We start from the raw sequence: 21,247 nt of genomic DNA, 5'->3' as shown, positions 1-21,247 counted from the left end.
TCTGTAATAAACGATGCGAAAGTGGGTCGAACATATGGAGCAGAAAAAAATCAGTATCATCGCCGCGCCGTTCGGGCTCGGCTCGAGCCGTTCGGGAACGGAGCTGGGACCGGAGAGCATGCGCGTCGCCGGGCTGCTGCGGCAAATCAAGACGCTCGGGTACGACGTGACGGGCGAATTTACCGTCGAGACGCCGGAGAAGGACGCGGCGTCCCCGTCCCCGTCGAAGATGAAGCATCAGGCGGCCGTTCGCGGCATGTCGAGCCGCGTGGCGGATCTCGTGACGGACGCCGCGCGAGGGGGCAGCTTCCCGCTCGTGCTCGGCGGCGATCAGAGCGTCTCGATCGGCGCCTTCGCCGGACTGACGCGGCACTACGCGAACCTGGGCGCCATCTGCTTTACGGCTTACGGCGGCTTGCTCACCGAGACTTCCTCCCCGACCGGCGACGCGAACGGCATGCCGCTCGCGATCGCGCTCGGCAAGGCGGGCTTCAAGCTGTCCGACGTCGCGGAAGGGGCCAAGCTTCTGAGCAAGGACAAGCTGGTGCTGATCAGCGTCCGCCATCTCGAGCCGGAGGAGCGGGATGTGATCCGTTCCGAGGGCATCGCGTTCTTTTCGATGTACGATATCGACAAGCACGGGATCGAAAAGGTGATCGCCCAAGCGATGGACATCGCGGGCAACGGCACGGACGGCGTCCATCTCAGCATCTCGGCCGACAGCCTAGACCCGCTTGAGGCGCCCGGCGTCGGCTTCCCGATTCCCGGGGGATTGTCGTATCGGGAGGCGCATTTCGCCTGCGAGCTGCTGGCGGAAACCGGCCGCATCACCTCGATGGACGTCGCCGAAGTGAACCCGTCGCAGGACGACAACCGCCGCACGGCGCGGCTCGCGGTCGGGCTCGTCATGTCGGCGCTCGGCAAGCGCATTATTTGACGGCATCGTCCGGCGGTCGTCGCCGGCCCCATCGCGCGCCGGCCGCGAACGATACGAAGGCGACGACGACAAGGACGGCCGCGGCGAACGCGGCCGTCTTTCCCGTTAGCGCCGGCTCCGGCGGCTCCGAGGGCGGCGGGAACGTCTCGATCGGTTCGCCTAGCGCGTGACGCGCGAAGGCGCTCGCCGTGCCGCTATTGCCGCACAGGATCGGGAACCAGGCGTCGTCATGGGGCTCGGCGAAGACGACGTATTCCCCGTCTTCGTGAAAGTCGACCCACATGTTCGGCTGCACGATGACGGTCTGACCGACATCCTCTCCCTTCCAAACGGCGTCGACGCGCAGCGCGACGCGGCCGTCGTCGCGGCGTTCGGCGACTTCGCCGCGGAAGACGGCTTCCGCACGCGCGAACTCCTCCTCCAGCGGGAGGACTCTCGCGCAGCTTAGCGCGGATGCGGGCGTCGGCGAGGCGGCGAATGCGCTAAACGTAAGGATCGCGGCGGCGAGGAGGAAGAGCGGACGGAATATTTTCATATCGAACACCCCCAATACTATCCAGACGAATCGTCGCGCGGGAAGGTTTCCGCGTCCTAGGAGGGATCGAACGATGAACATCGATATCGTCGGCGGCGGCTCGCTGGGCTTGCTGTTGGCCGGCAAAGCGGCGTGCGTGCCGGGCGTTCGGGTCCGGCTGATCGCGCGGACGCGGGCGCAGGCCGAGCGCGTCGCTCGGGACGGCGTATCCGTGCTGGAGCCGGACGGCGCCGAGCGCCGGTCGCGCTTGTCTTGCGAGGCCTTCGACGCGGCGGTCTCCGAGTCCGCCGATGCGGACTGGCTATGGTTCGCGACGAAGCAGACGCACTGGAACGACGCGTTGCTGGCTTATGCCGCGGGCGCGGCGAAGGCCGGGGCGCGGCTGCTGCTGTTCCAGAACGGCGTCGGGCACGTCGAACGGCTCGCGGCCGCCGGAGCGCCGCCGGAGCGCGTCTTCGTCGCGGTGACGACCGAAGGCGCGAAGAAGACGGCGGCGGACGCGGTCGCCCACACCGGCGAGGGGACGACGGCGATCGGGAGCGCGGCCGCGGCCGGTTCGGAGGCAGCGGCTGCGAGCCTGATGGGGCAGGCGCTTCCGGCGCGCGACGTTCTTCGAGCGGCGGGCTTCGAAGCGGACGTCGTTCCCGACATCGAACGGTTCGTCAGACGGAAGCTGCTGACGAACGGCGTCATCAATCCGTTGACCGCGATCTTGCGCGTGACGAACGGCGAGCTGGCGGCATCCCCGCATTACCGCTCCGTCATGCGGGCGCTGTTCGACGAAGCGTACGCGGCGCTGACGAATGCGGCGGAAGCGACGGATCCGGAAGCCGAATGGCGTCAGGTGCTACGCGTGTGCGAGCGAACGGCGGGCAACCACTCGTCGATGCTGCAGGACGTGCTCGGCGGACGGGAAACCGAGATCGATGCGATCACGGGCGCGGTGCTCCGGTCGGCGGCTTCGAAGGGGCTTGCGGCGCCGACGCATGCGGCGATGTACGCGATGGTCCGCGGGCTGTCTTCGGCAACGGCTGACGCTGATTCTCACTCCCGGGATTCATAGAAGATTCACTTGCCAACGGTCCCTTTTCGGCATATTATGATTATAATAAGTTCTAAATTAGAATTATTATAATCTACGGACCGGGAGGGATCGGCATGATCGAAAAGGACTACCACCATATCAGCCACCGCAAGGAGCAAACGAAAACGAAGAAAACGCTCTGGATCACGTTGATTCTGACGTTCGCGTTTACGATCGTAGAGGTGATCGGCGGTCTGCTCTCCAATTCGCTCGCCCTGCTCTCCGATTCGGCGCATATGATTTCCGACGTGGCGGCGCTCGGCCTCAGCATGGCGGCGATCTATATGGCGACGCGGAAGCCCAACGGCAAATACACGTTCGGCTACGTCCGCTTCGAGACGATCGCGTCGTTCTTGAACGGGCTGGCGCTGGTCGTGATCGCCGGCGGGATTTTCGTGCAGGGGGTGCTGCGCGCCGTTCGTCCGGAGCCGATCGACCTCGGCTTGATGCTCGGCATCGCCTCCATCGGCCTCGTCGTCAACATCGTGCTGACGACCGTGCTCAGCCGCAGCATGAAGGAAGAGAACAACTTGAACGTGCAGAGCGCGCTCTGGCATTTCATCGGCGACCTGCTCAGCTCCGTCGGCGTCATCGTGTCGGCCGTGCTCATCTACTTCACCGGCATCCCGTTGTTCGACCCGCTCGTCAGCATGGCGATCGGCGGCATTATCGCGGCGGGCGGCTGGCGCATCGTGAAGGAGTCGTATCGCGTCCTGATGGACACGGTGCCGGATCATCTCGATCTCGAGACGATCCGCAAGGACATCTTGGCGGTCGAAGGCGTCCAGAACGTGCACGACATGCACGTTTGGACGATCGCGACGGACCAATATTCGCTGACCGCCCACGTCTTCGTGCAGCGGGACATTCAGCCGATGTGCGTCACGCTCGCCGTGAGCGAGATGCTGACCGCGAAGCACGGCATCGCCCACTCAACGATCCAGATCGAGCACCCGCTGCTTCACGATCACGGCGAATTCGGCAAGCAGCACTTGAAGGTCGTTTCGTAAGTTTGCGCCGCGCAACGGCCGCCCGCCGAGGTCTTTCCTCGTCCGGGCGGCCGTTTTCGGTTGCCGCTGGTCGGGGAGGTTGCCACATACCCGGCCGGCTAAGCGTAGATCTGCGGTTAAAAGCGGAATATTCCGCTAATCCGGGCGGATTAAGCGCAGTTCTGCGGTTAAAAGCGGAATATTCCGCTAAACCGGGCGGTTCAAGCGCAGATCTGCGGTTAAAAGCGGAATTTTCCGCTAAACCGTGCCGCCGCTGCTCTCTCGGGCCCCCCGTTACCGCGGGAACAAGTAGTCCACCAAGCGTTGCCGCGAATCGAGCGACGCGCCGATCGCTGCGAGCGTGTATTGCTGCAGCGTCTTGTTCCGGTCGAGCTCCGCGGCGAGCCGGATGGGGTCGACCGCCTGATACTTCTCGACCAATAAGTCCAGCTCCCGCTGTTTGCTCTCCATTAAGCCGGCGCGCGACTCCAAAATAAACTCGCCGGTCCCGAGCCGTTGCCGCAGCCCGGTCAACGTCTCGATCGCGTCCTCCAGCTTCCCCACCGCCGTATTCGCGTTGCCCGTCGACGACACGGACGTATCCTCGAGATCGAGCCCGTCGTCTCCCGCGGTCGTATTCGGCAGCGTCAGCTCGTAATACTCCCCTCCCGGCCCCGTAGCGATGCGGTAGCCGGATCCGGCAGCCGAATACGTGCCGTCCAAATACGTCTCCCCCCCGAACCCGGTCCCCTCCGCGATCGCTTTCAGCTGCTCCGTCAGCTCCTCGTATTGCTCGTTCAGCGCGCTTCGCTCGCTCGAGCTGAGGCCCCCCGCGGAAACCTTATTCGCGATGTCCCGCATGTTCTCGAGCGTCTCGAGCTGTAGTCCGACCGCGTCGTGCACGTGAGAGACGACCGCAGACCCTTCGTCGATCGCATTCAAATACGTCTCGTATCGAGCGCTTTCTACTTCGAAGGCGTGAATCCGTCGATAGAGATAGGGATCGTCTTTGGGCGATGGAATGCGTTTCCCCGTAGATAGCTGCACCATCAGACGATCGTTGGCGGATTGCAGCCGACTATAGTTGTACACCGCTTGCAGGATGGACCCGAACGAAACCGTCACTTGCAACCCCCCTATCGAATCGCGACGCGAATCGCTTCGACCGCAGCGTCGTATTCCCGCTTGTGCACGTGCAGCGAAGCGCGCGCATACGTCATGACGAGCGCGTCGCACGTCGCGGCGTCGGCCCCCGGCAGCATCGCGTTCCGGCGAATCCAGTCGGACAAAGCGTTCAACGCGCGCAGCGCCCGATGCTCGAAAGCCGCGCGCCGCAGCGGCCGATCCGCGGCTTCCGCCGCTTGCCGAATCGCCGCGACGGCGGCTTCGTGCAGCTTGAGCGCGGCTGCGCCGTGGTCGAGCGTCGAAACGTACGCTTCCTGGTACGCGCGGAGCTTCTCGCGGTAAACCGTCTGGTCGATAATCGCCGCCTCCTCGTTTTTCACGAAGTCTATGTACTCTATCTCTATGAATAGAGAGAGCAGATATGACAAGGAAGATTGTGAAATAAAATTTCAAATTACATATTGAAACGCGAAACATAATGTTATACGCTTAGATCGAAGTCTAGCCAAGCTTTGGCAATCCGTCGAAGGAGGAGATGGTCGAACGCGGGGAGCCGCGGGGAAGAATTGTTTTATATGAAAGCGCATTCATAATCTCATTCGAAAAGGAAGTGGACTTACAAGCTATGTTCAATCGCATCTCTCGAAAAGGGATCGCCGCCGCCGTCGCCGCGCTGCTCGGCGCTCAGGCGATACTGTTCGGCGCGGGCGCCGAAGAAGCCTCCGCGAGCGTTGCGTCGGGCGAGGTCGTCGTCGAGTCGTTCGAGCAGACGACCGGTCTGTTCGCGTCCGCCGCGCAAGCCAGGGGCGTTCGGCTCGATCTCGTCTCCCGGCCGGAGACGATCCATTACGGCTTTCACGCGGTAAAGCTGTCGTACGACTTCACCGGGACGGCCGGCACGTCGGCGGCGTACGTCAACTTCCGCGATCCCTCGGGAACGACCGGCCGGACGATGCCGGGCAAGCCGACGCGCATCGGCGTTTGGGTGTACGGGGACGGCAACGATCATTGGCTGCGGGGGCAGCTCCAGGACGCCTCCGGCACGAGAACGGCCGTCGATTTCACGACGAGCTCGGGCCTCAATTGGGAAGGGTGGAAGTTCGTCACCGCGGCGGTGCCGGCCGCGATGGCGGCGCCGATCAAACTCAATCAGCTCTATGTCGCCGAGACGAAGGCCGACAATAAAAACGCCGGGGCGATCTACTTCGATCAGCTGCGCGCATTTTACGGCAACTTCTCCGTCTACGGCCTCGACCTCGCCGGCGTGCCGCCGCTCGCGGTCGGCGAGGCGGCGCAGGCGCGCGCCTTCGCGACGTACGCGAACGCCTCCGCGCCGACGCCGGTCGCAAGCGGCCTGTCGTTCGCGAGCAGCGATCCGGCGGTGGCGACCGTGGACGCGAGCGGCGTCGTGACGGCGGTCGGCGTCGGTACGGCCGCGATCACGGCCCGGTACGCCGGCGCGCCGGAAGCGTCTTACGCCGTCACCGTCGCGGCGGAGAGCGTCGCGCCCGAGCGGCTCGAGGCGTCGGGACCGACGCGGCTCGAGGCGGGGGCGAACGGCGAAATGCGGGCGTACGCCGTGTATGCCGGGCTGGCGGAGCCGGTCGCGGCGCTCGACGGCGTAACGTTCGCCTCGAGCGATCCCGGCGTGGCCGCGATCGACGCGGCCGGACGGGTCGCCGCCGTTGCGAAAGGGACCGCGACGCTGACGGCGACCTACCGGGGGGCGTCGACCGAGCTCGCGCTCGAAGTGACGGATCCGGTGCCGGTGCTGCAGTCGATCGAGGTCGCGGGGCTTCGAGCGATGATCGTCGGCTCGACCCAGCAAGCGAAGGTGCTCGGGACATACACTTGGCTGCCGGCGCCGGTCGACGTGACGGCGGACGCGGCGTTCGCGAGCAGCGACCCGTCGGTCGCGACGGTCGGCGCGGACGGCACGGTCGTCGCGCGCGCCTTCGGCACGTCGCGCATCACGGCGACGTTCGGCGGCAAGACGGCGTCGCATTATCTCGTCGTGAACGAGCCGCACGAGGCGCCGAAGGCGGAGCTGCGGGCGGCATGGATCGCGACGGTCGACAACGTCGACTGGCCGCGGAAGGGCGTCACGGACGCGGCGACGCAGCAGCAGGACTACGTCGAGCTGCTCGACGAGCTGCAGGCCGCCGGCATGAACGCGGTCATCATGCAGATCAAGCCGACGGCGGACGCGTTCTATCCGTCGGAATACGGACCCTGGTCGGAATGGCTGACGGGACAGCAGGGCAAGGACCCAGGCTATAACCCGCTCGCGTTCACGCTCGAAGAAGCCCATAAGCGCAACTTGGAATTCCATGCGTGGTTCAACCCGTACCGCATCAGCCTGCAGGACGACGTAACGAAGCTCGTTCCCGATCATCCGGCGCGGCTGCATCCGGAGTGGGTCGTCAGCTACGGCGGCAAGCTGTACTTCGATCCGGGCATTCCGGAGGCGAAGCAGTTCATTATCGACGGGATTATGGAAGTCGTAGAACAATACGACATCGACGCGGTTCATTTCGACGATTACTTCTACCCGTACCCGGTGGCCGGCGTCGACTTCCCGGATCAGCGCACGTACGAAACGTACGGCGCGGGCTTCGCGAACAAGGCGGATTGGCGGCGCCACAACGTAAATACGTTCGTGCAAGAGGTCGCCGAGGCAATCAAAGCCGAGAAGCCGCACGTCAAGTTCGGCATCAGCCCGTTCGGCATTTGGAAAAACAAATCGCAAGACCCGACCGGCTCCGACACGAACGGGCTGAGCAGCTACGACGCCATCTACGCCGATTCGAAGACGTGGGTGGAACAAGAGTGGATCGATTACATTACGCCGCAAATTTATTGGTACATGGGGTATTCGCCTGCAGCGTACGACGTCTTGGTCGAGTGGTGGAGCGATCTCGTGAAGGGGAAGAACGTGCATCTCTATAGCGGGCAGGCGGTATACCGGATCGGCTCGGCCGACCCCGCATGGCAAAACCCCGACGAAATGCCGAACCAAGTCGCCTATAACCGCAATTACGACGAGGTGCGCGGCAGCATGTACTTCAGCGCTAAGTGGTTCGGGGACAACCCGCTCGGCTTTACCGACCGGTTGAAGAACGAACTGTACCGCGAGCCCGCGCTCGTGCCCGTCATGCCGTGGCTCGGCGGCGCGGCGCCGCAGGCGCCGGCGGAGACGTCCGCGACCGCGCGCGGGGGAGCCGGCGTCGAGCTGACGTGGCAGGACGGCGGCGCGTCGGCCGGGGACGAGGCGGCGTATTACGTCGTCTACCGGTTCGACGGCGCGGCTGCCGGCGACACGAGCCGGCCGGAAGCGATCGTCGGGACGGCGCGAGCCGCAGACGGTGCCGTACAACGCTTCACGGACGGGACGGCCGCGTCGGGAGCGACGTACACGTACGTCGTGACGGCGGTCAGCCGCCTTCATCGGGAGAGCGTTCCGAGCGCGCCGGCGACGGTGCGGAACGTGCCGGACGTCGAGGCGCCGACGACGACCGCCGTCGCTTCCGGGGAGGAGCGGAACGGCTGGTACGTCTCGCGCGTGACGGTGACGCTGACCGCCGTCGACAACGACGCCGGGGCGGTTCGGACGGAGACGAGTTTCGACGACGGCGCGACGTGGCGGGCGTACGATGGCCCGATCGTCCTCGACGAAGACGGCACGCATCGGATTACTTATCGAAGCGCGGATGCCGCGGGGAACGTCGAAGCCGCGAAGACGCTTGCCGTCGGTATCGACCGGACGGCGCCGACGATTCTGTTCGAAGGCGCTCGATCCTATGCGATCGACGAATTCGTCGTTGTGAGCTGCGTCGCGTCGGATACGGTTTCCGGCGTCGTCTACGATCCGTGCATCGGGGCGGTCGTGTCGATGCCGGCGCTGGAGGTAGGCGTCGGTACGCATGAAGCGACCGTCAGCGCCGTCGACGCGGCGGGCAACGTCGGCACGGCTGCGGCGACGTTCGCCGTCGAAGCGCCCGATGGCGCCGTTCTCGCCCGCCTCATCGAGACATACGTCTCAGGGCCCGGGGAAGAAGGCATCCAAAACTCCTTGATCAAGAAAGCGGAGCCGGGCAACCTCGAAGCGTTCGCGAACGAGGTTCGCGCGTTAACCGGCAAGCGGCTGACGGAGGAGCAAGCGGCGATGCTGCTTGCCGTCGCCGAGCTGCTCTAGACGAACGAAAGCCGCATCCTTTTCGGCAGAACTACGGTTCTGCCGAAAGGCGCGGCTCTTTTCGCGTGGACAGCAACAAACGGATAACGTCGTCCGTTGGAGTAAGAAAGGGGGAATTCGATGAAACGAATTACGCGCTCTTCGCCAACCAAGCTCCCGCTTATGCTTGTTCGCCTGCTCCTTGGTTTTTCGAGGATGCCTTCGAGTCGAAAGCCATGGTGTACGGCAAGGTAATCGAGACAGAAAAGGATGGAAGAAAAGCAACGGTGGATGTGATTTCTTATGTAGGTCCCGATCAAGCGCCCAAACGCATTCTAATGCCGGAAACCATCGACGATCGGGACCAATATCCGGCAGGCTATAGCTGCCCTGACTTTTCGATGAAGTTTAAGGCAGGCGAAGAATATGTCTTCTTCTTAAGGGACATCCCGCCGAACCTTCGACTTCTTTCTCCAAGTTATAGAACTGCATCGAACGTCGAAAACGGGCAGGTGATCGTCGGATGGCCTAGGGGAGAAACAGACTCGTTGCAACATCGGTTGCAGGAATTTGCTCGAGTTAGCGGGTATTCCATCCAATCACCTGATCGTTCCTCTCCGGTTTGGAGCGGGGATCATAACAATGCTTGGTTATGGATTGTATTCGCATCCTGCATCTTATCGGGCATCATCTTCTTGTCATACAAAAGGGCGAAACGCTAAACGGAAAAGCTCCATCCGATTCGACTGACTCGGCGATGAAGCGCAGAAATCAGCGAAATAAGAGGGAGCTTTTCCCGTTCGCCTCACTTCGCGATGCGCAAATCCAACCCTTGCTCGGCGAACTCCTCGATTTGATTCGGCTTGATGCCGTCGTCGGTGATGAATGCGTCGATATGCTCCGGGCTCGCGAACTGCACGAACGAATTGACGCCGATTTTCGAACTGTCGCATAGCACGATCACCTGGGACGAAATTTTCACCATGATTCGCTTGATCTCGGCCTGGTTGATGTCCGGCGTCGTACAGCCCTTCTGCAGGCTGAAGCCGTTCGTGCCGAGGAACACTTTATCCACGTTCAGCTCGGCCAGCAGATTAGCCGCGAACGGACCGATCGTGCAGTGGAACTTCTTGCGCAGCGTGCCGCCGATGACGACGACCTGCACGCCGTCGAAATCCTCGAGGCATCGGGCGATCTCGATATCGTTGACGATGGCGGTGACGTTCCGCTTGTCCCGCAGCAGCTTCGCCAGCTCGTACGTCGTCGTTCCCGTATCCAATATAATGATGTCGCCGTCCTCGATCAGCTCCGCGGCTTTCCGCGCGACGGCTTGCTTTTGTTTATGGTGTTTAATCGTCTTGTTATGGTTGTCCAGCTCGAAGCCGACCTTAAGCGTGTCGGGCGGAATCGCGCCGCCGTGCGTCCGCTTGATCAGGCCGTTCGCCTCCAGGTCCCGAAGATCGTTGCGGATCGTCGCGGGCGATACTTGGAAATGCGCGATCAAATCGGGCACGAGCACTTTGCCGCGCTCCTGCACGAGCTGGACGATCTCCATCTTCCTCTCCTCGGCGAACAGCACGTCCTTCGCGAGCTCCTTCGAATTCATGCCTTCCATGTCCAGTCCTCTTTTCTGAGCGAAGAATGCTTCCTATTATAGCATATATCGTCAGCGTTCACTATTATCTGTTATTATACGAAAAAGAACGAGAGCGAAATCGACAAAAAGTAATTGACGATAACCAAAACGATAAAATATAATAACATAGGATAATAAAAAACAATAATGCAGGGCGAATTCAACCGGATAGAAGGGGAATGGCCATGGGCGTCAAAGACATTAACGTAGCGGTCATCGGCGCGGGGCGCGCGGGTCTGATCCACGCGCATCACTTCCGCAAGAGCGTGCCGTACGCGAGACTCGCGGCCGTCGTCGATCCGAACCGGGCGGCGGCGGAGCAGGCGGCCAAGGAGCTCGGCATCGAGACATGGTACGGCGACTATCGCGAAGCGCTTCGGGACGACGGGATCGACGCGGTCGTCGTCGTTACGCCTACGATCTATCACCGGGACATCGTCGTCGACGCGGCGCGGGCCGGCAAGCACGTCTTGTGCGAGAAGCCGATGGCGATGAACGCGGAAGAGTGCGAGGCGATGATCGAGGCGGCGAAGGAAGCGAAGGTCAACCTGCAGATCGCGTTCATGCGCCGGTTCGACGCCAGCTTCCAAGAGGCGAAGGCGCGGCTGGACGCCGGGGAGATCGGCGAGCCGGTGCTCATCCGGTCGCTCACCCGGGGGCCGAGCACGCCGCAGCCTTGGATGTACGACCTGAAGAAGAGCAACGGTCCGCTCGCCGAGGTGAACAGCCACGATATCGATACGCTGCGCTGGTTTAGCGGGGCGGAATTCGCCGAGGTGTACGCGATCGCCGGCAACTACCGCTGCCCCGAAGCGGCGGAGCCGTACCCGGACTTTTACGATAACGTTCTGCTGACGGCCCGGTTCGACGACGGGCGGCAAGGGGTGATCGACGGCGCGCTGTCGGTCCAATACGGTTACGATTCGAGAGTGGAAATTCTCGGGACGGAGGGCGTCATTTTCCTCGGGCAGCTGCATGAGAAGACGATCGTCACCGCGAGACGGAACAAAGAAATCACGAGACCCTTCATGAACAGTTGGAAACATCTGTATAAGGACGCGTATCTGGCGGAGGACATCGACTTCGTACAGAGCATCCTCGAGCAGCGATCCCCGAAGGTGACGGGCTACGACGGGATGATGGCGGTGAAGGTGGTCGAAGCGGGCAACCGCTCGATCCGGGAGTCGTCCGTGATTCGGCTGTCCTAACCAATACGATTTCCAAGGAAGGAGCATGCCTTATGCTAGCCGCCCAGATGACCGGGGTTCGGAAGGTGGCGGTGCGGGACATTCCCGCGCCGGAGATCGGCGACGACGAGCTGCTGGTCCAAGTCAAGAGCGTCGGAATATGCGGAACGGATTTGCGAATCATCGGGAACGGATTGCCGGGCATCGACGAGGAGCGTCCGCGGGTGCTCGGCCATGAAATCAGCGGCGTCATCGCGCAGGTCGGACGGCGCGTCGCCGGATATAAGGAAGGACAACGCGTCGCGATCGCGCCGAATATGGGCTGCGGGGTATGCCGCCGTTGCGGACGAGGCGACTCGCATCTATGCGCGAACTATTCGGCGCTCGGCGTCCAGATCGACGGCGGCTTCGCCGAATACGTCCGGGTGCCGGCCGCCGCGGTGCGGTACGGCAACGTCTTCGCGCTGCCGGATCATGTAAGCTTCGACGCGGCGGCGATTAACGAGCCGTTGTCCTGCGTCTATAACGGGCTCAAGCAATGCCCCGTCGCCGTCGGCGACGACGTGCTCATCATCGGCGCGGGGCCGATCGGCATCATGTACGCCATGATGGCGAAGTTATCCGGCGCGGCGCGCGTGTTCGTCGCGAACCGGAGCAAGGGTCGGCTCGAGCTCGCCAAGTCGATCGACGGCAGCTTCGTCGCGGTGGAGGCGGATAAGCTGCGGGAGACGATCCTCGACCTGACGGACGGGGAAGGGGTCGACGTCGCGGTGACGGCGAATCCGTCGCCGGAGGCGCAGCAGCTGGCCGTCGAGCTGACGGCGATGAACGGCAAGATCAACTTCTTCGGCGGGCTGCCGAAGGAGAAGCAGATCGTCCCGATCAACACGAATACGGTACACTATAAGCAGATTTTGCTGACGGGGTCGACGAAGGCGAACAATGAACATTTTCGAAGCGCGTTGAAGATGATCTCCTCCGGCCTTCTCGACGTCAGCCGGCTGGTCACGGCGCGGTACCCGCTAAGCCGATTCGAGGAAGCGCTCGAGAACGCCTCGAACGGCAGCGGGATGAAGACGGTCATCGCGTTCGATTGACGATTCGGGCAATGAATGCAAGAAACGGAAGGACGAGGTGGGAGCGTGACGGAGCGGAACGGCAATATCCCGTGCGTAGCGAGCGTCGACGTCGGCACGCAAGGCACGAAGGCGGCGCTGTTGACACAAAGCGGCGAGATTTTGGCGTCGGCGTTCGTGCCGTCGAAGCTTATTCGACGGAGCGGGGGGCAGGTGGAGCAGCGCCCGGACGACATGCTGCAGGAGTTCGTCGAAGCGGTCGCCGCCTGCGCCGCCGCGCGGCCGGACGCCGCGGTCGAGGCGGTCGCGCTGAGCGGACAGATGGCCGGCGTGATGGGCATCGACGCGCGCGGGGAAGCCGCGACGCCGTACGATTCTTGGCTCGATACGCGCTGCGAGTCGCAATTCGATCGGATCAAGGCGCTCGGGGAAGCGGCGGTCATCGCCGAAACCGGCTGTCCGATCACGTACGCGCACGGCCCGAAGACGCTGTGGTGGAAGCGCGAGCGGCCGGACGCGTACCGCGCGATCTCGAAGTTCGTCGTGCCGACGGCTTATATCGCCGGCCGGCTGACGGGCGCGAAGGCGGACGAGGCGTATATCGATTATACGCATTTGCATTTCTCCGGCTTCGCCGACGCGGCGTCGGGCGGGTGGTCGGCGTCGCTGCTCCGCGAGCTGGACGTCGAGCCGTCGAAGCTGCCGCGGGTCGCCAACCCGTGGGACCGCGTCGGCGGACTGACCGCCCGTTGGGCCGACGCGTGCGGGCTGCGCGAAGGGACGCCCGTGCTCGCCGGCTGCGGCGACACGGCCGCGTCGACGCTCGGCGCCGGCATCGTGCGCCCGGGCATGCTGTTCGACGTCGCCGGCACGGCGTCGGTGCTGGCCTGCTGCGTCGACGCGTATCAACCGGACACGGAGCAAAAGACGCTGATGTTCGCGCGCTCGGTCGTGCCGGGCTTATGGGCGCCGCTCGCGTACATTAACGGCGGCGGACAATGCATCGCGTGGTTCCGGGATCAGCTGAAGAACGAGGCGGGCGGCGGACCGGCGTTCGACGACTTGAACCGCGGCGCGGAGGCGTGGGCGCCCGGCTGCGACGGGCTGCATTTCGTCCCGCACTTCGGCGGACGGGTATGCCCGAACAACGCGCTGCTGCGCGGCGCATGGGCGGGCCTCAACTGGGGGCACGACAAATACGCTATGTACCGGTCGATCTTGGAATCGATCGCTTACGAATATCAGATCTACCTGAATATCTTGGCCGATTCGCTTCCGGACGTCCGGTTCGACGAGGTGCGGGTCGTCGGCGGCGGAGCGAAGGGGGCGACGTTCAACCGGATCAAGGCGAACGTGCTCGGCGTTCCGTACGCGACGCTGCGCGAGTCGGACACCGGCCACCTCGGCAATCTGCTGATCGCGGGGTACGCGCTCGGGTGGCACGACGACTTCGCGGGCGAAGCCGATCGGCTGGTCGCCGTGCGGGAGCGGTTCGAGCCCGATGCGGACGCGGGCCGGGCGTACCTCGAGCCGAAACGCCGCTACCCGGCGCTGCTCGAGAAGATCGCCGAGCTGCAGAGCGTGCTTAAGGATCGCGCGTAACGGAGCCATGCAAGACAGAGGAGGAACGAAGAACATGAAACTACCGGAGCCGGCCCATCGGCCGACGATGTATTTCATCGGCGTAACGACCGGCCAATCGTCGATCATGAAGCTGTTCCCGCTATGGGCGGAAGCGCTCGGCCTGAACGACGCCGTCATCAAGGGAATCGATATCGCCATTCACGCCGATCCGGCGACGTACGTCGAATGCGTTGAGTTCATTAAGCGGGACCCGCTGTCGCTCGGCGCGCTCGTCACGACGCATAAGATCGATCTCTACCACGCGGCGAGAGACGTCTTCGACGCGTTCGACCCGTACGCCGAATCGTTCGAGGAGGTGTCCTCGATCTCGAAGCGCGGCGGTCGCCTGATCGGCCACGCGAAGGATCCGATCACGAGCGGTCTCGCGATGGAGGCGTTCATCCCCAAGGGGCATTGGGCCGCGGGCGGCGAGGCGTTCCTGATGGGCGCCGGCGGCAGCGCGCTCGCGATCGCCTCCTGGCTCACCGACCCGGCGCGCGGCGGCGACGTCCCGTCGAGGATCGTCGTCAGCAATCGAAGCGAGCCGCGGCTGCGGTCGGCCGAGAAGCTGCTCGGCCGGATCGACACGAACGTCCGCTTCGAATACGAGCTGTGCCCGGAGCCGGCGGACAACGATGCGGCGCTCGCGCGGCTCGCTCCGGGCTCGCTCGTCGTGAACGCGACGGGGCTCGGCAAAGACCGCCCGGGCTCGCCGCTGACGGACGCCGCCGCATTCCCGGAGGGCGGCCTCGTCTGGGAGCTGAACTACCGCGGCGAGCTCGACTTCATGCATCAAGCGAACCGGCAGAAGGCGGCGCGCGGCCTGCGCGTCGAGGACGGCTGGATTTATTTCCTTCACGGCTGGACGCAGGTCATCGCCGAAGTGTTCGACCTCGAGATGACGCCGGAGCGATTCGCCGCCTGCGAGCGGATCGCCATGAGTCAGCGCAAGTAAAAACGAAACGAGGAGGAATCGCCATGTCCGCGAACGCGCATCCGCATCACCCGACGGCCGGCGGCGCGCCGGCGGCGCTGTCGCCGTTCGGAGTTTACTTTAGCCTGAATAACGGATTGTCCGATGCGTTGCCGTCCTTGAAGCGTCACCTCTCCAAGATGTCCGGCATGTACGCCGACGACGCCGCATACCGTGCGATGCTGGAGAAGGAAGATACGTTGCTCTATGAATTCTACGACCTCGGCGTTCCGGAGGCGGAGGGCAACCTAGCGTTCGGCACGAGCATCGTCTACCCCGGGAAGGTCGGGGACGAGTATTTCATGACGAAAGGGCATTTTCATACGATTCTAGATACTTCGGAAGTGTACTACTGCATCGGCGGCAAAGGGTACATGCTGATGGAAAACCCGGAGGGCGACGTACAGGTCGAAGCATTCACGCCCGGACGCGCCGTGTACGTGCCCGGACGGTACGCCCACCGAAGCATTAACGTCGGCTCGGAGCCGCTGATCACGTTCTACGTGTTCCGGGCCGATGCCGGCCATGACTACGGCAGCATCGAGACGAAGGGCTTCCGCAAGATCGTCGTCGAGCGGGACGGCGCTCCGGCCGTCGTCGATAACCCGAAGTGGAAGTGATGCGAGCCATGACCGCGCAAACCTATAAAGTGCTAGTGACGCCGCGTTCATTCGGCAAAAACGACCCCGAGCCGTACCGCCTGCTGGAGCGGGCCGGCTTCGAGATCGCCCGGAATCCGTACGGGCGGATTCTCACGCGCGAGGAGATGCGCGACGCCGCGCAGGACGCCGATGCGATTGTTCTCGGCGTCGATCCGCTCGACCGCGGCGTGCTGGAAGCGGCGCCGAAGCTGAAAGCGGTTGCGAAATACGGCGTCGGCACGGATAATATCGACATGGAATACTGCCGCGAACGCGGCATCCGCGTCACCGTGACGACCGGCGCGAACGCCGAGGCGGTCGCCGACTTCGCGCTCGCGCTCATGCTGGCGGCGGCGCGCCGGATCGTGCCGATCGACGCGGGCTGCCGGCGTCTCGAGTGGGGGAAGGTGACCGGCGTCGATCTGCACCGCCGCACGCTCGGCCTCGTCGGCATGGGGCAGATCGGCAAGGGCGTAGCGCGGCGGTCGCGCGGCTTCGATATGCGCATTCTCGCGTACGATCTGGCGCGGGACGAAGCGTTCGCGCGCGAGACCGGCGTCGAATACGTCGACAGCCTGCATGAGCTTGCGGCCGCCTCCGACTTCATCAGCTTGCACCTGCCGTTGACGCCCGCGACTCATCGACTGTTCGGGGCGGAGCTGCTCGCGCTCATGAAGCCGACGGCCGTCCTCGTCAATACGGCGCGCGGCGGCCTCATCGACGAGGACGCCTTGTACGACGCGCTGAAGCAAGGCGAAATTTGGGGAGCGGGGGTAGACGTGTTCGAACAAGAGCCGCCGACGAACCGAGCGCTGCTCGAGCTGGACAATTTGGTCATCGGCTCGCACACGGCCGCTTCCACGTTTCAAGCGATCGACAATATGGGAGTGATGGCCGCGAGATCGCTGGTCGACTTTTTCCAAGGGGGAACGAACGAATGAAGCTTGGGATACATGCGTACGCTTGGTGCTCGCAATGGACGAACGACACGCTGGACCTGATCGACCGCGTGAAGGGGCTCGGTCTCGATTTCATCGAAATTCCGCTCATGACGCTCGATACGTTCGATGCGGCGGCGGTGAAAGCCCGGCTCGACGCGGTCGGTCTCGAAGCGGTCACGTCGACCGTCCTGCTCGGCGACACGGACATCACGAGCGGGGACGCCGCCATCCGGGCGAAGGGGCTGCAGTACCTTAAGGACTGCGTCGACGCGACGCATGCCATCGGGGCGACCAGCCTCTCGGGCGTCGTCTATTCGCAGCACGTGAAGGCGGCCCAGTCGCGGCCGACGGAGGAAGAGTGGGCTTGGGCGGCGGAGGCGCTGCGGGAGGCGGCGCGGTACGCGCAGCGCGTCGGCGTCACGATCGGGCTCGAGCCCGTGAACCGGTACGAGTCGTATCTCGTCAACACGTGCGAGCAGGCGCTCCGTCTCAAGGAGATGATCGGCGAGCCGAACATCCGGGTGCATCTCGACACGTACCACATGAACATCGAAGAGAAGAGCTACTACGAAGCGACGAAGCGGGCGGGCGGGGATCTCATTCACTACCATCTATGCGAAAACGATCGCGGCATCCCCGGCACCGGCCTCGTCGATTGGGACGACCTCTTCCGGGCGCTCGGCGAACTAAAGTACGATGGCTATGCCGCGCTCGAATCGTTCGTCGACGTGACCGACAATATGAACACGTGGGTATGGCGGCAGCTGGCGCCGAACGGCGACGCGCTCGTTCGCGAGGGCGTCGCGTTCATCAAGGGCAAGATGGCCCAATACGGCCTGCAATAAGAGAGGGGAACGAATCACATGACGCATACGACGTATCCGAAAATCGGCATCCGCCCGATCATCGACCGGCGCAAGCTCGTCAAGGCGGCGACCCGCCACGTGACGCTGGGCCTCGCGAACGAGGTTGCTTCGTTCCTGAGCGCGAACCTGCGCTATCCGAACGGCGAGCCGGTCGTCTGCGTTCTCGCGGACGATTGCATCTCCGGTTTGCCGGAGGCGGCGCGGGCGACGGAGAAGTTCCGCCGCGAGGGCGTCGGCCTCGTCGTCACGGTCGCCTCGGGCTGGTGCTACCCGCTCGAGACGATGGAGATGAACGCGGATTGGCCGCACGCGATCTGGGGCTTCAACGGCACGGAACGGCCGGGCGCCGTCTATCTCGCCGCGCTGCATGCCGCGCATAACCAGAAGGGGCTGCCCGCGTTCAAGATTTACGGGCGCGAGGTGCAGGACATGGACGACGACAGCGTCCCGGAGGACGTATGCGCGAAGCTGCTGCAGTTCGCGAAGGCGGGGCTCGCCGTCGCGACGATGCGCGACAAGGCGTACTTGTCGATCGGCTCCGTCTCGATGGGCATCGCCGGCTGCATCGTCGAAGATTCGTTCTATCAGCATTATCTCGGCATGAAGAACGCTTACGTCGACATGACCGAGGTGACGCGGCGCATCGATAACGGGATCTACGATCCGGCGGAATTCGAGCGCGCGCTTCGCTGGGTGAAGGACAACTGCGCCGAGGGCGAAGATCCGAACCCGTCGGAGCAGCAAATCGCTCGGGACGCCAAAGACCGCAATTGGGAAACCGTCGTCAAGATGGCGTTGATCGTGCGCGACTTGATGGTCGGCAACCCGAAGCTGGCGGAGATGGGCTATGAGGAAGAAGCGTATGGGTACCACGCGATCGCGGCAGGCTTCCAAGGCCAGCGCGAATGGACGGACCACTTCCCGAGCGCCGACTTCCTCGAGGCGATTCTCAACTCGTCGTTCGATTGGAACGGCACGCGGCCGCCCTACATCGTAGCTACGGAAAACGACAACCTGAACGCGGTCACCATGCTGTTCAACCATTTGATCTCGCATACGGCGCAAATCTTCGCCGACGTCCGCGCGTATTGGAGCCCGGAAGCGGTGAAGCGCGTAACCGGGGAGACGCTGCAAGGAGCCGCTGCGAACGGCATCCTACACCTGATCAATTCCGGTCCGGCGGCGCTGGACGGCACTGGCGAGCAGTCGATCGACGGGCGGCCGGCGATGAAGCCGTTCTGGGACATTACGCCGGAGGAGGTCGACGCGTGCATGAAGGCGACCTCTTGGCGACCGACGTACATGGACCAATTCGCCGGCGGCGGGTATTCGACCGACTTCCTGACGAAGGGCGGCATGCCGGTCACGATGAGCCGCATCAATCTCGTCGAAGGGCTCGGTCCGGTGCTGCAGATCGCGGAGGGCGTCACCGTCGAGCTGCCGACGCACGTACACGACAAGCTCGATCAACGCACGACGCCGACTTGGCCGACGACGTGGTTCGCGCCGAACCTCGTGCCGGGCGACCCGGTATTTTCCGATGTCTACGACGTGATGGAAAACTGGGGCTCCAACCATTGCGCGGTCAGCTACGGACATATCGGCGGCGAGCTGATCACCCTTGCGTCGATGTTGCGCATTCCGGTCAATATGCATAACGTGCCGCGGTCGCGCGTGTTCCGTCCGAGCGCTTGGAGCGCGTTCGGCACGAAGGATCCGGAGGGTGCCGATTACCGCGCCTGCGCGGCGTACGGTCCGCTGTACAAGTGACGGGCGGGGCGGGCGGGTTCGTCCGGACGGTGCGGGGGGACGTTCCGAAGTCGGCGCTCGGCTTCTGCCACAGCCATGAGCACGCGTTCTTAGCGGACGGTCATCCCGCGACGCTGAACCCCGCGCTGCGCATCGACGATTACGCGGCGACGGTCGCCGAGCTGCGGGATTTCCGCGCGGCGGGCGGCCGGGCGATGGTCGACTGCCAGCCGCTCGGCTGCGGGCGCATGGAGCGGGCGCTCGTCGCCGCGTCGACCGAGGCGGACGTACATCTCGTCGCGTCGACGGGGTTTCATAAACTCGCGTTTTATCGGGACGGTCATTGGGTGAGGACGTACTCGGAGGAGCGGCTGCGGGACGTGTTCGTTCGCGAGGTGACGGTCGGGATGTACGAGGGGACCGACGCGGCCGAGCCTTGTGCGGCGTCCCTGAACGCGCGGGCCGGCGTCGTCAAGACGGCGGTCGACCGCGAGCGGATGGCGGATCCGGACAAGCGCTGGTTCGCGGCGGCCGCGGCCGCGTCGATCGCGACGGGCGCGCCGATCGTCTGCCACACCGAGACGCACGAGGAGGCGATCTGGCTCGCCCATTACTATTTGGAGCGCGGGGTGCGGCCGAACAACGTCGTGCTGTGCCATCTCGACCGCACGACCGATCGGCCGGAGACGCATCGAGAGCTGGCGAAGCTCGGCGTGTACCTCGAGTACGACACGATCGGCCGGTTCAAGTACCACTCGGACGAGGACGAAGCGAAGCTGCTGCTGCGGCTCCTCGAGTGGGGGATGGAGGATCGCATCCTGCTCGGACTCGACACGACGCGCGCCCGGCTGAAGCATTACGGCGGAGACGTCGGCTGGACGTATTTGATCGAGACGTTTCTCCCGCTGCTTGCGCGGTTCGGCGTCGGCGACGAAGCGATTCGGCGGTGGATGGTCGACAATCCCGCCGAGGCTTTCGCGTTCAAGCCATAAACATGCATCGCAGCCCGGTCGCCGTCGTTCGGCGCCGGGTTTTCCTGTTTCTAAACGGGCGGCGGCGGCCTACCTTCATCGCAGAATGAGTTCATGGAACTGCATTACACCCGACATCGTCTATTTATGTAAGATCATTTTCGATGGGAAATAAGATTATGAAAAGAAAAGGGGTCAAAAGCGATGACGGAAGAAAAGTATCGGTTAGTCAAAGCGATTTGCTTAAATCGGCAACTACCCTGTTGTTAACTCGACCGATCCGAGAGCGGGCGGTGGGATCGTTTCACTCGTAAGTTGCTCGTCCATCTGTCCTTGATAAGGAGATGAGAGGATTGAAACGTAAAAGCTTTTTCCTTATTTGTCTGAGTGTATTTATACTGACTCCCGCTAAGGCGAGTGAACCGCTTCAGGAAAAGGTAAGTAAGGCGTACGACTTATCGGGTAAGACGACAGAACAAATCGGAATCACACTTCGTTACAATGGGAGAACGCAAAAGGAGTTTTTCGTGGAAGGAACGTACGTATCCGTTAGGGCATTGTTTGAAGATACAGCCGATCGAATCGCCTGGGATCACAAATCCAAAGTTGCAACGATTCCGACTCCCAACGCGGAGCCTCACGGTATCGGATTCGGTTTGGACGGCGCAGTATGGTTTGCAGAAGAGTGCAATCAAATAGGGAGACTAGTTCCTCCCAGTGCTTAACTCGACTGCGATCGT

At 63.3% G+C, this 21,247-nt stretch carries 18 protein-coding genes and 1 pseudogene; 15 read left to right on the top strand and 4 right to left on the bottom strand.

The genetic code is table 11. The features are described from left to right. Positions 1-34: 34 nt before the first annotated feature. Entirely contained in the window at positions 35-937 is a 903-nt protein-coding gene (rocF, locus tag RIN49_RS13085) for an arginase (protein ID WP_309120617.1), read from the top strand. On the opposite strand, the gene RIN49_RS13080 is transcribed toward rocF, so the two are convergent. Continuing rightward, the gene (locus tag RIN49_RS13080; protein WP_309120616.1) at positions 930-1,472 is read right to left on the bottom strand and encodes a hypothetical protein; all 543 of its coding nucleotides are present in this window, start codon (positions 1,470-1,472) and stop codon (positions 930-932) included. The two genes, rocF and RIN49_RS13080, sit on opposite strands and share 8 nt — an antisense overlap. Positions 1,473-1,545: 73 nt before the next feature. On the opposite strand from RIN49_RS13080, the gene RIN49_RS13075 reads away from it, so the two are divergent. Both RIN49_RS13075 and RIN49_RS13070 read left to right on the top strand, forming a co-directional pair. Further along, the gene (locus tag RIN49_RS13075; protein ID WP_309120615.1) at positions 1,546-2,535 is read left to right on the top strand and encodes a ketopantoate reductase family protein; all 990 of its coding nucleotides are present in this window, start codon (positions 1,546-1,548) and stop codon (positions 2,533-2,535) included. A 95-nt stretch (positions 2,536-2,630) separates the two neighbouring features. Beyond that, positions 2,631-3,566, top strand: coding sequence for a cation diffusion facilitator family transporter (locus tag RIN49_RS13070; RefSeq protein WP_309120614.1), 936 nt, complete (start codon positions 2,631-2,633; stop codon positions 3,564-3,566). A gap of 273 nt (positions 3,567-3,839) precedes the next feature. Here RIN49_RS13070 and RIN49_RS13065 read toward each other — a convergent pair whose 3' ends face one another. Both RIN49_RS13065 and RIN49_RS13060 read right to left on the bottom strand, forming a co-directional pair. Beyond that, positions 3,840-4,670: a flagellin gene (locus RIN49_RS13065; protein WP_309120613.1), complete on the bottom strand. Its 831-nt coding sequence runs from the start codon at positions 4,668-4,670 to the stop codon at positions 3,840-3,842. 11 nt (positions 4,671-4,681) lie between these two features. Beyond that, positions 4,682-5,050: a hypothetical protein gene (locus tag RIN49_RS13060; protein ID WP_309120612.1), complete on the bottom strand. Its 369-nt coding sequence runs from the start codon at positions 5,048-5,050 to the stop codon at positions 4,682-4,684. A 245-nt stretch (positions 5,051-5,295) separates the two neighbouring features. Between RIN49_RS13060 and RIN49_RS13055 the strand changes: the two genes are divergently transcribed. Together RIN49_RS13055 and RIN49_RS13050 are read left to right on the top strand one after the other, a co-directional pair. Beyond that, complete coding sequence (locus RIN49_RS13055; RefSeq protein ID WP_309120611.1) at positions 5,296-8,865, top strand: family 10 glycosylhydrolase; 3,570 nt, start codon at positions 5,296-5,298, stop codon at positions 8,863-8,865. 65 nt (positions 8,866-8,930) lie between these two features. Then, positions 8,931-9,566 (top strand): hypothetical protein, encoded by a 636-nt coding sequence (locus tag RIN49_RS13050; protein WP_309120610.1) that lies wholly within the window; start codon positions 8,931-8,933, stop codon positions 9,564-9,566. Between the two features lie 83 nt (positions 9,567-9,649). Here RIN49_RS13050 and RIN49_RS13045 read toward each other — a convergent pair whose 3' ends face one another. Next, a complete protein-coding gene (locus RIN49_RS13045; protein ID WP_309120609.1) occupies positions 9,650-10,459 on the bottom strand; it encodes a DeoR/GlpR family DNA-binding transcription regulator in 810 nt (269 codons plus the stop codon). A 206-nt stretch (positions 10,460-10,665) separates the two neighbouring features. Here RIN49_RS13045 and RIN49_RS13040 point away from each other — a divergent pair, with 206 nt between their 5' ends. From RIN49_RS13040 to RIN49_RS12995, 10 genes and pseudogenes are all read left to right on the top strand, one after another. Beyond that, positions 10,666-11,688, top strand: a complete 1,023-nt coding sequence (locus RIN49_RS13040; RefSeq protein ID WP_309120608.1) for a Gfo/Idh/MocA family oxidoreductase — start codon at positions 10,666-10,668, stop codon at positions 11,686-11,688. 32 nt (positions 11,689-11,720) lie between these two features. Beyond that, the gene (locus RIN49_RS13035) at positions 11,721-12,764 is read left to right on the top strand and encodes an alcohol dehydrogenase catalytic domain-containing protein (protein WP_309120607.1); all 1,044 of its coding nucleotides are present in this window, start codon (positions 11,721-11,723) and stop codon (positions 12,762-12,764) included. A 45-nt stretch (positions 12,765-12,809) separates the two neighbouring features. After that, positions 12,810-14,345, top strand: a complete 1,536-nt coding sequence (locus RIN49_RS13030) for a xylulokinase (RefSeq protein WP_309120606.1) — start codon at positions 12,810-12,812, stop codon at positions 14,343-14,345. Between the two features lie 34 nt (positions 14,346-14,379). Further along, entirely contained in the window at positions 14,380-15,321 is a 942-nt protein-coding gene (locus tag RIN49_RS13025; protein WP_309120605.1) for a shikimate dehydrogenase family protein, read from the top strand. 23 nt (positions 15,322-15,344) lie between these two features. Beyond that, positions 15,345-15,959: a glucose-6-phosphate isomerase gene (locus tag RIN49_RS13020; RefSeq protein WP_309120604.1), complete on the top strand. Its 615-nt coding sequence runs from the start codon at positions 15,345-15,347 to the stop codon at positions 15,957-15,959. A gap of 8 nt (positions 15,960-15,967) precedes the next feature. Further along, the gene (locus tag RIN49_RS13015; protein WP_309120603.1) at positions 15,968-16,921 is read left to right on the top strand and encodes a phosphoglycerate dehydrogenase; all 954 of its coding nucleotides are present in this window, start codon (positions 15,968-15,970) and stop codon (positions 16,919-16,921) included. Continuing rightward, complete coding sequence (locus tag RIN49_RS13010) at positions 16,918-17,766, top strand: sugar phosphate isomerase/epimerase family protein (RefSeq protein ID WP_309120602.1); 849 nt, start codon at positions 16,918-16,920, stop codon at positions 17,764-17,766. The genes RIN49_RS13015 and RIN49_RS13010 overlap by 4 nt, the downstream gene beginning before the upstream one ends. An 18-nt stretch (positions 17,767-17,784) precedes the next feature. Further along, the gene (locus tag RIN49_RS13005) at positions 17,785-19,557 is read left to right on the top strand and encodes an L-fucose isomerase (RefSeq protein ID WP_309120601.1); all 1,773 of its coding nucleotides are present in this window, start codon (positions 17,785-17,787) and stop codon (positions 19,555-19,557) included. Beyond that, positions 19,554-20,528, top strand: coding sequence for a phosphotriesterase family protein (locus RIN49_RS13000; protein WP_309120600.1), 975 nt, complete (start codon positions 19,554-19,556; stop codon positions 20,526-20,528). The genes RIN49_RS13005 and RIN49_RS13000 overlap by 4 nt, the downstream gene beginning before the upstream one ends. Before the next feature lie 590 nt (positions 20,529-21,118). Beyond that, a pseudogene (locus RIN49_RS12995) lies at positions 21,119-21,232 on the top strand (Virginiamycin B lyase); the annotation flags it as partial. Positions 21,233-21,247 lie beyond the last annotated feature (15 nt).

The sequence above is a fragment of the Paenibacillus sp. genome (assembly GCF_031177825.1).
Taxonomy (GTDB): domain Bacteria; phylum Bacillota; class Bacilli; order Paenibacillales; family YIM-B00363; genus Paenibacillus_AE.
This window is presented reverse-complemented; position numbering and strand designations above follow the sequence as displayed.

Excerpts from the sequence above, each read along its gene's own strand:
- RIN49_RS13015 (WP_309120603.1), top strand. The coding sequence starts at position 15,968 with ATGACCGCGCAAACCTATAAAGTGCTAGTGACGCCGCGTTCATTCGGC.
- RIN49_RS13025 (WP_309120605.1), top strand. The coding sequence starts at position 14,380 with ATGAAACTACCGGAGCCGGCCCATCGGCCGACGATGTATTTCATCGGC.
- RIN49_RS13035 (WP_309120607.1), top strand. The coding sequence starts at position 11,721 with ATGCTAGCCGCCCAGATGACCGGGGTTCGGAAGGTGGCGGTGCGGGAC.
- RIN49_RS13010 (WP_309120602.1), top strand. The coding sequence starts at position 16,918 with ATGAAGCTTGGGATACATGCGTACGCTTGGTGCTCGCAATGGACGAAC.
- RIN49_RS13080 (WP_309120616.1), bottom strand. The coding sequence starts at position 1,472 with ATGAAAATATTCCGTCCGCTCTTCCTCCTCGCCGCCGCGATCCTTACG.
- RIN49_RS13070 (WP_309120614.1), top strand. The coding sequence starts at position 2,631 with ATGATCGAAAAGGACTACCACCATATCAGCCACCGCAAGGAGCAAACG.
- RIN49_RS13020 (WP_309120604.1), top strand. The coding sequence starts at position 15,345 with ATGTCCGCGAACGCGCATCCGCATCACCCGACGGCCGGCGGCGCGCCG.
- RIN49_RS13055 (WP_309120611.1), top strand. The coding sequence starts at position 5,296 with ATGTTCAATCGCATCTCTCGAAAAGGGATCGCCGCCGCCGTCGCCGCG.
- RIN49_RS13045 (WP_309120609.1), bottom strand. The coding sequence starts at position 10,459 with ATGGAAGGCATGAATTCGAAGGAGCTCGCGAAGGACGTGCTGTTCGCC.
- rocF (WP_309120617.1), top strand. The coding sequence starts at position 35 with ATGGAGCAGAAAAAAATCAGTATCATCGCCGCGCCGTTCGGGCTCGGC.
- RIN49_RS13005 (WP_309120601.1), top strand. The coding sequence starts at position 17,785 with ATGACGCATACGACGTATCCGAAAATCGGCATCCGCCCGATCATCGAC.
- RIN49_RS13075 (WP_309120615.1), top strand. The coding sequence starts at position 1,546 with ATGAACATCGATATCGTCGGCGGCGGCTCGCTGGGCTTGCTGTTGGCC.
- RIN49_RS13040 (WP_309120608.1), top strand. The coding sequence starts at position 10,666 with ATGGGCGTCAAAGACATTAACGTAGCGGTCATCGGCGCGGGGCGCGCG.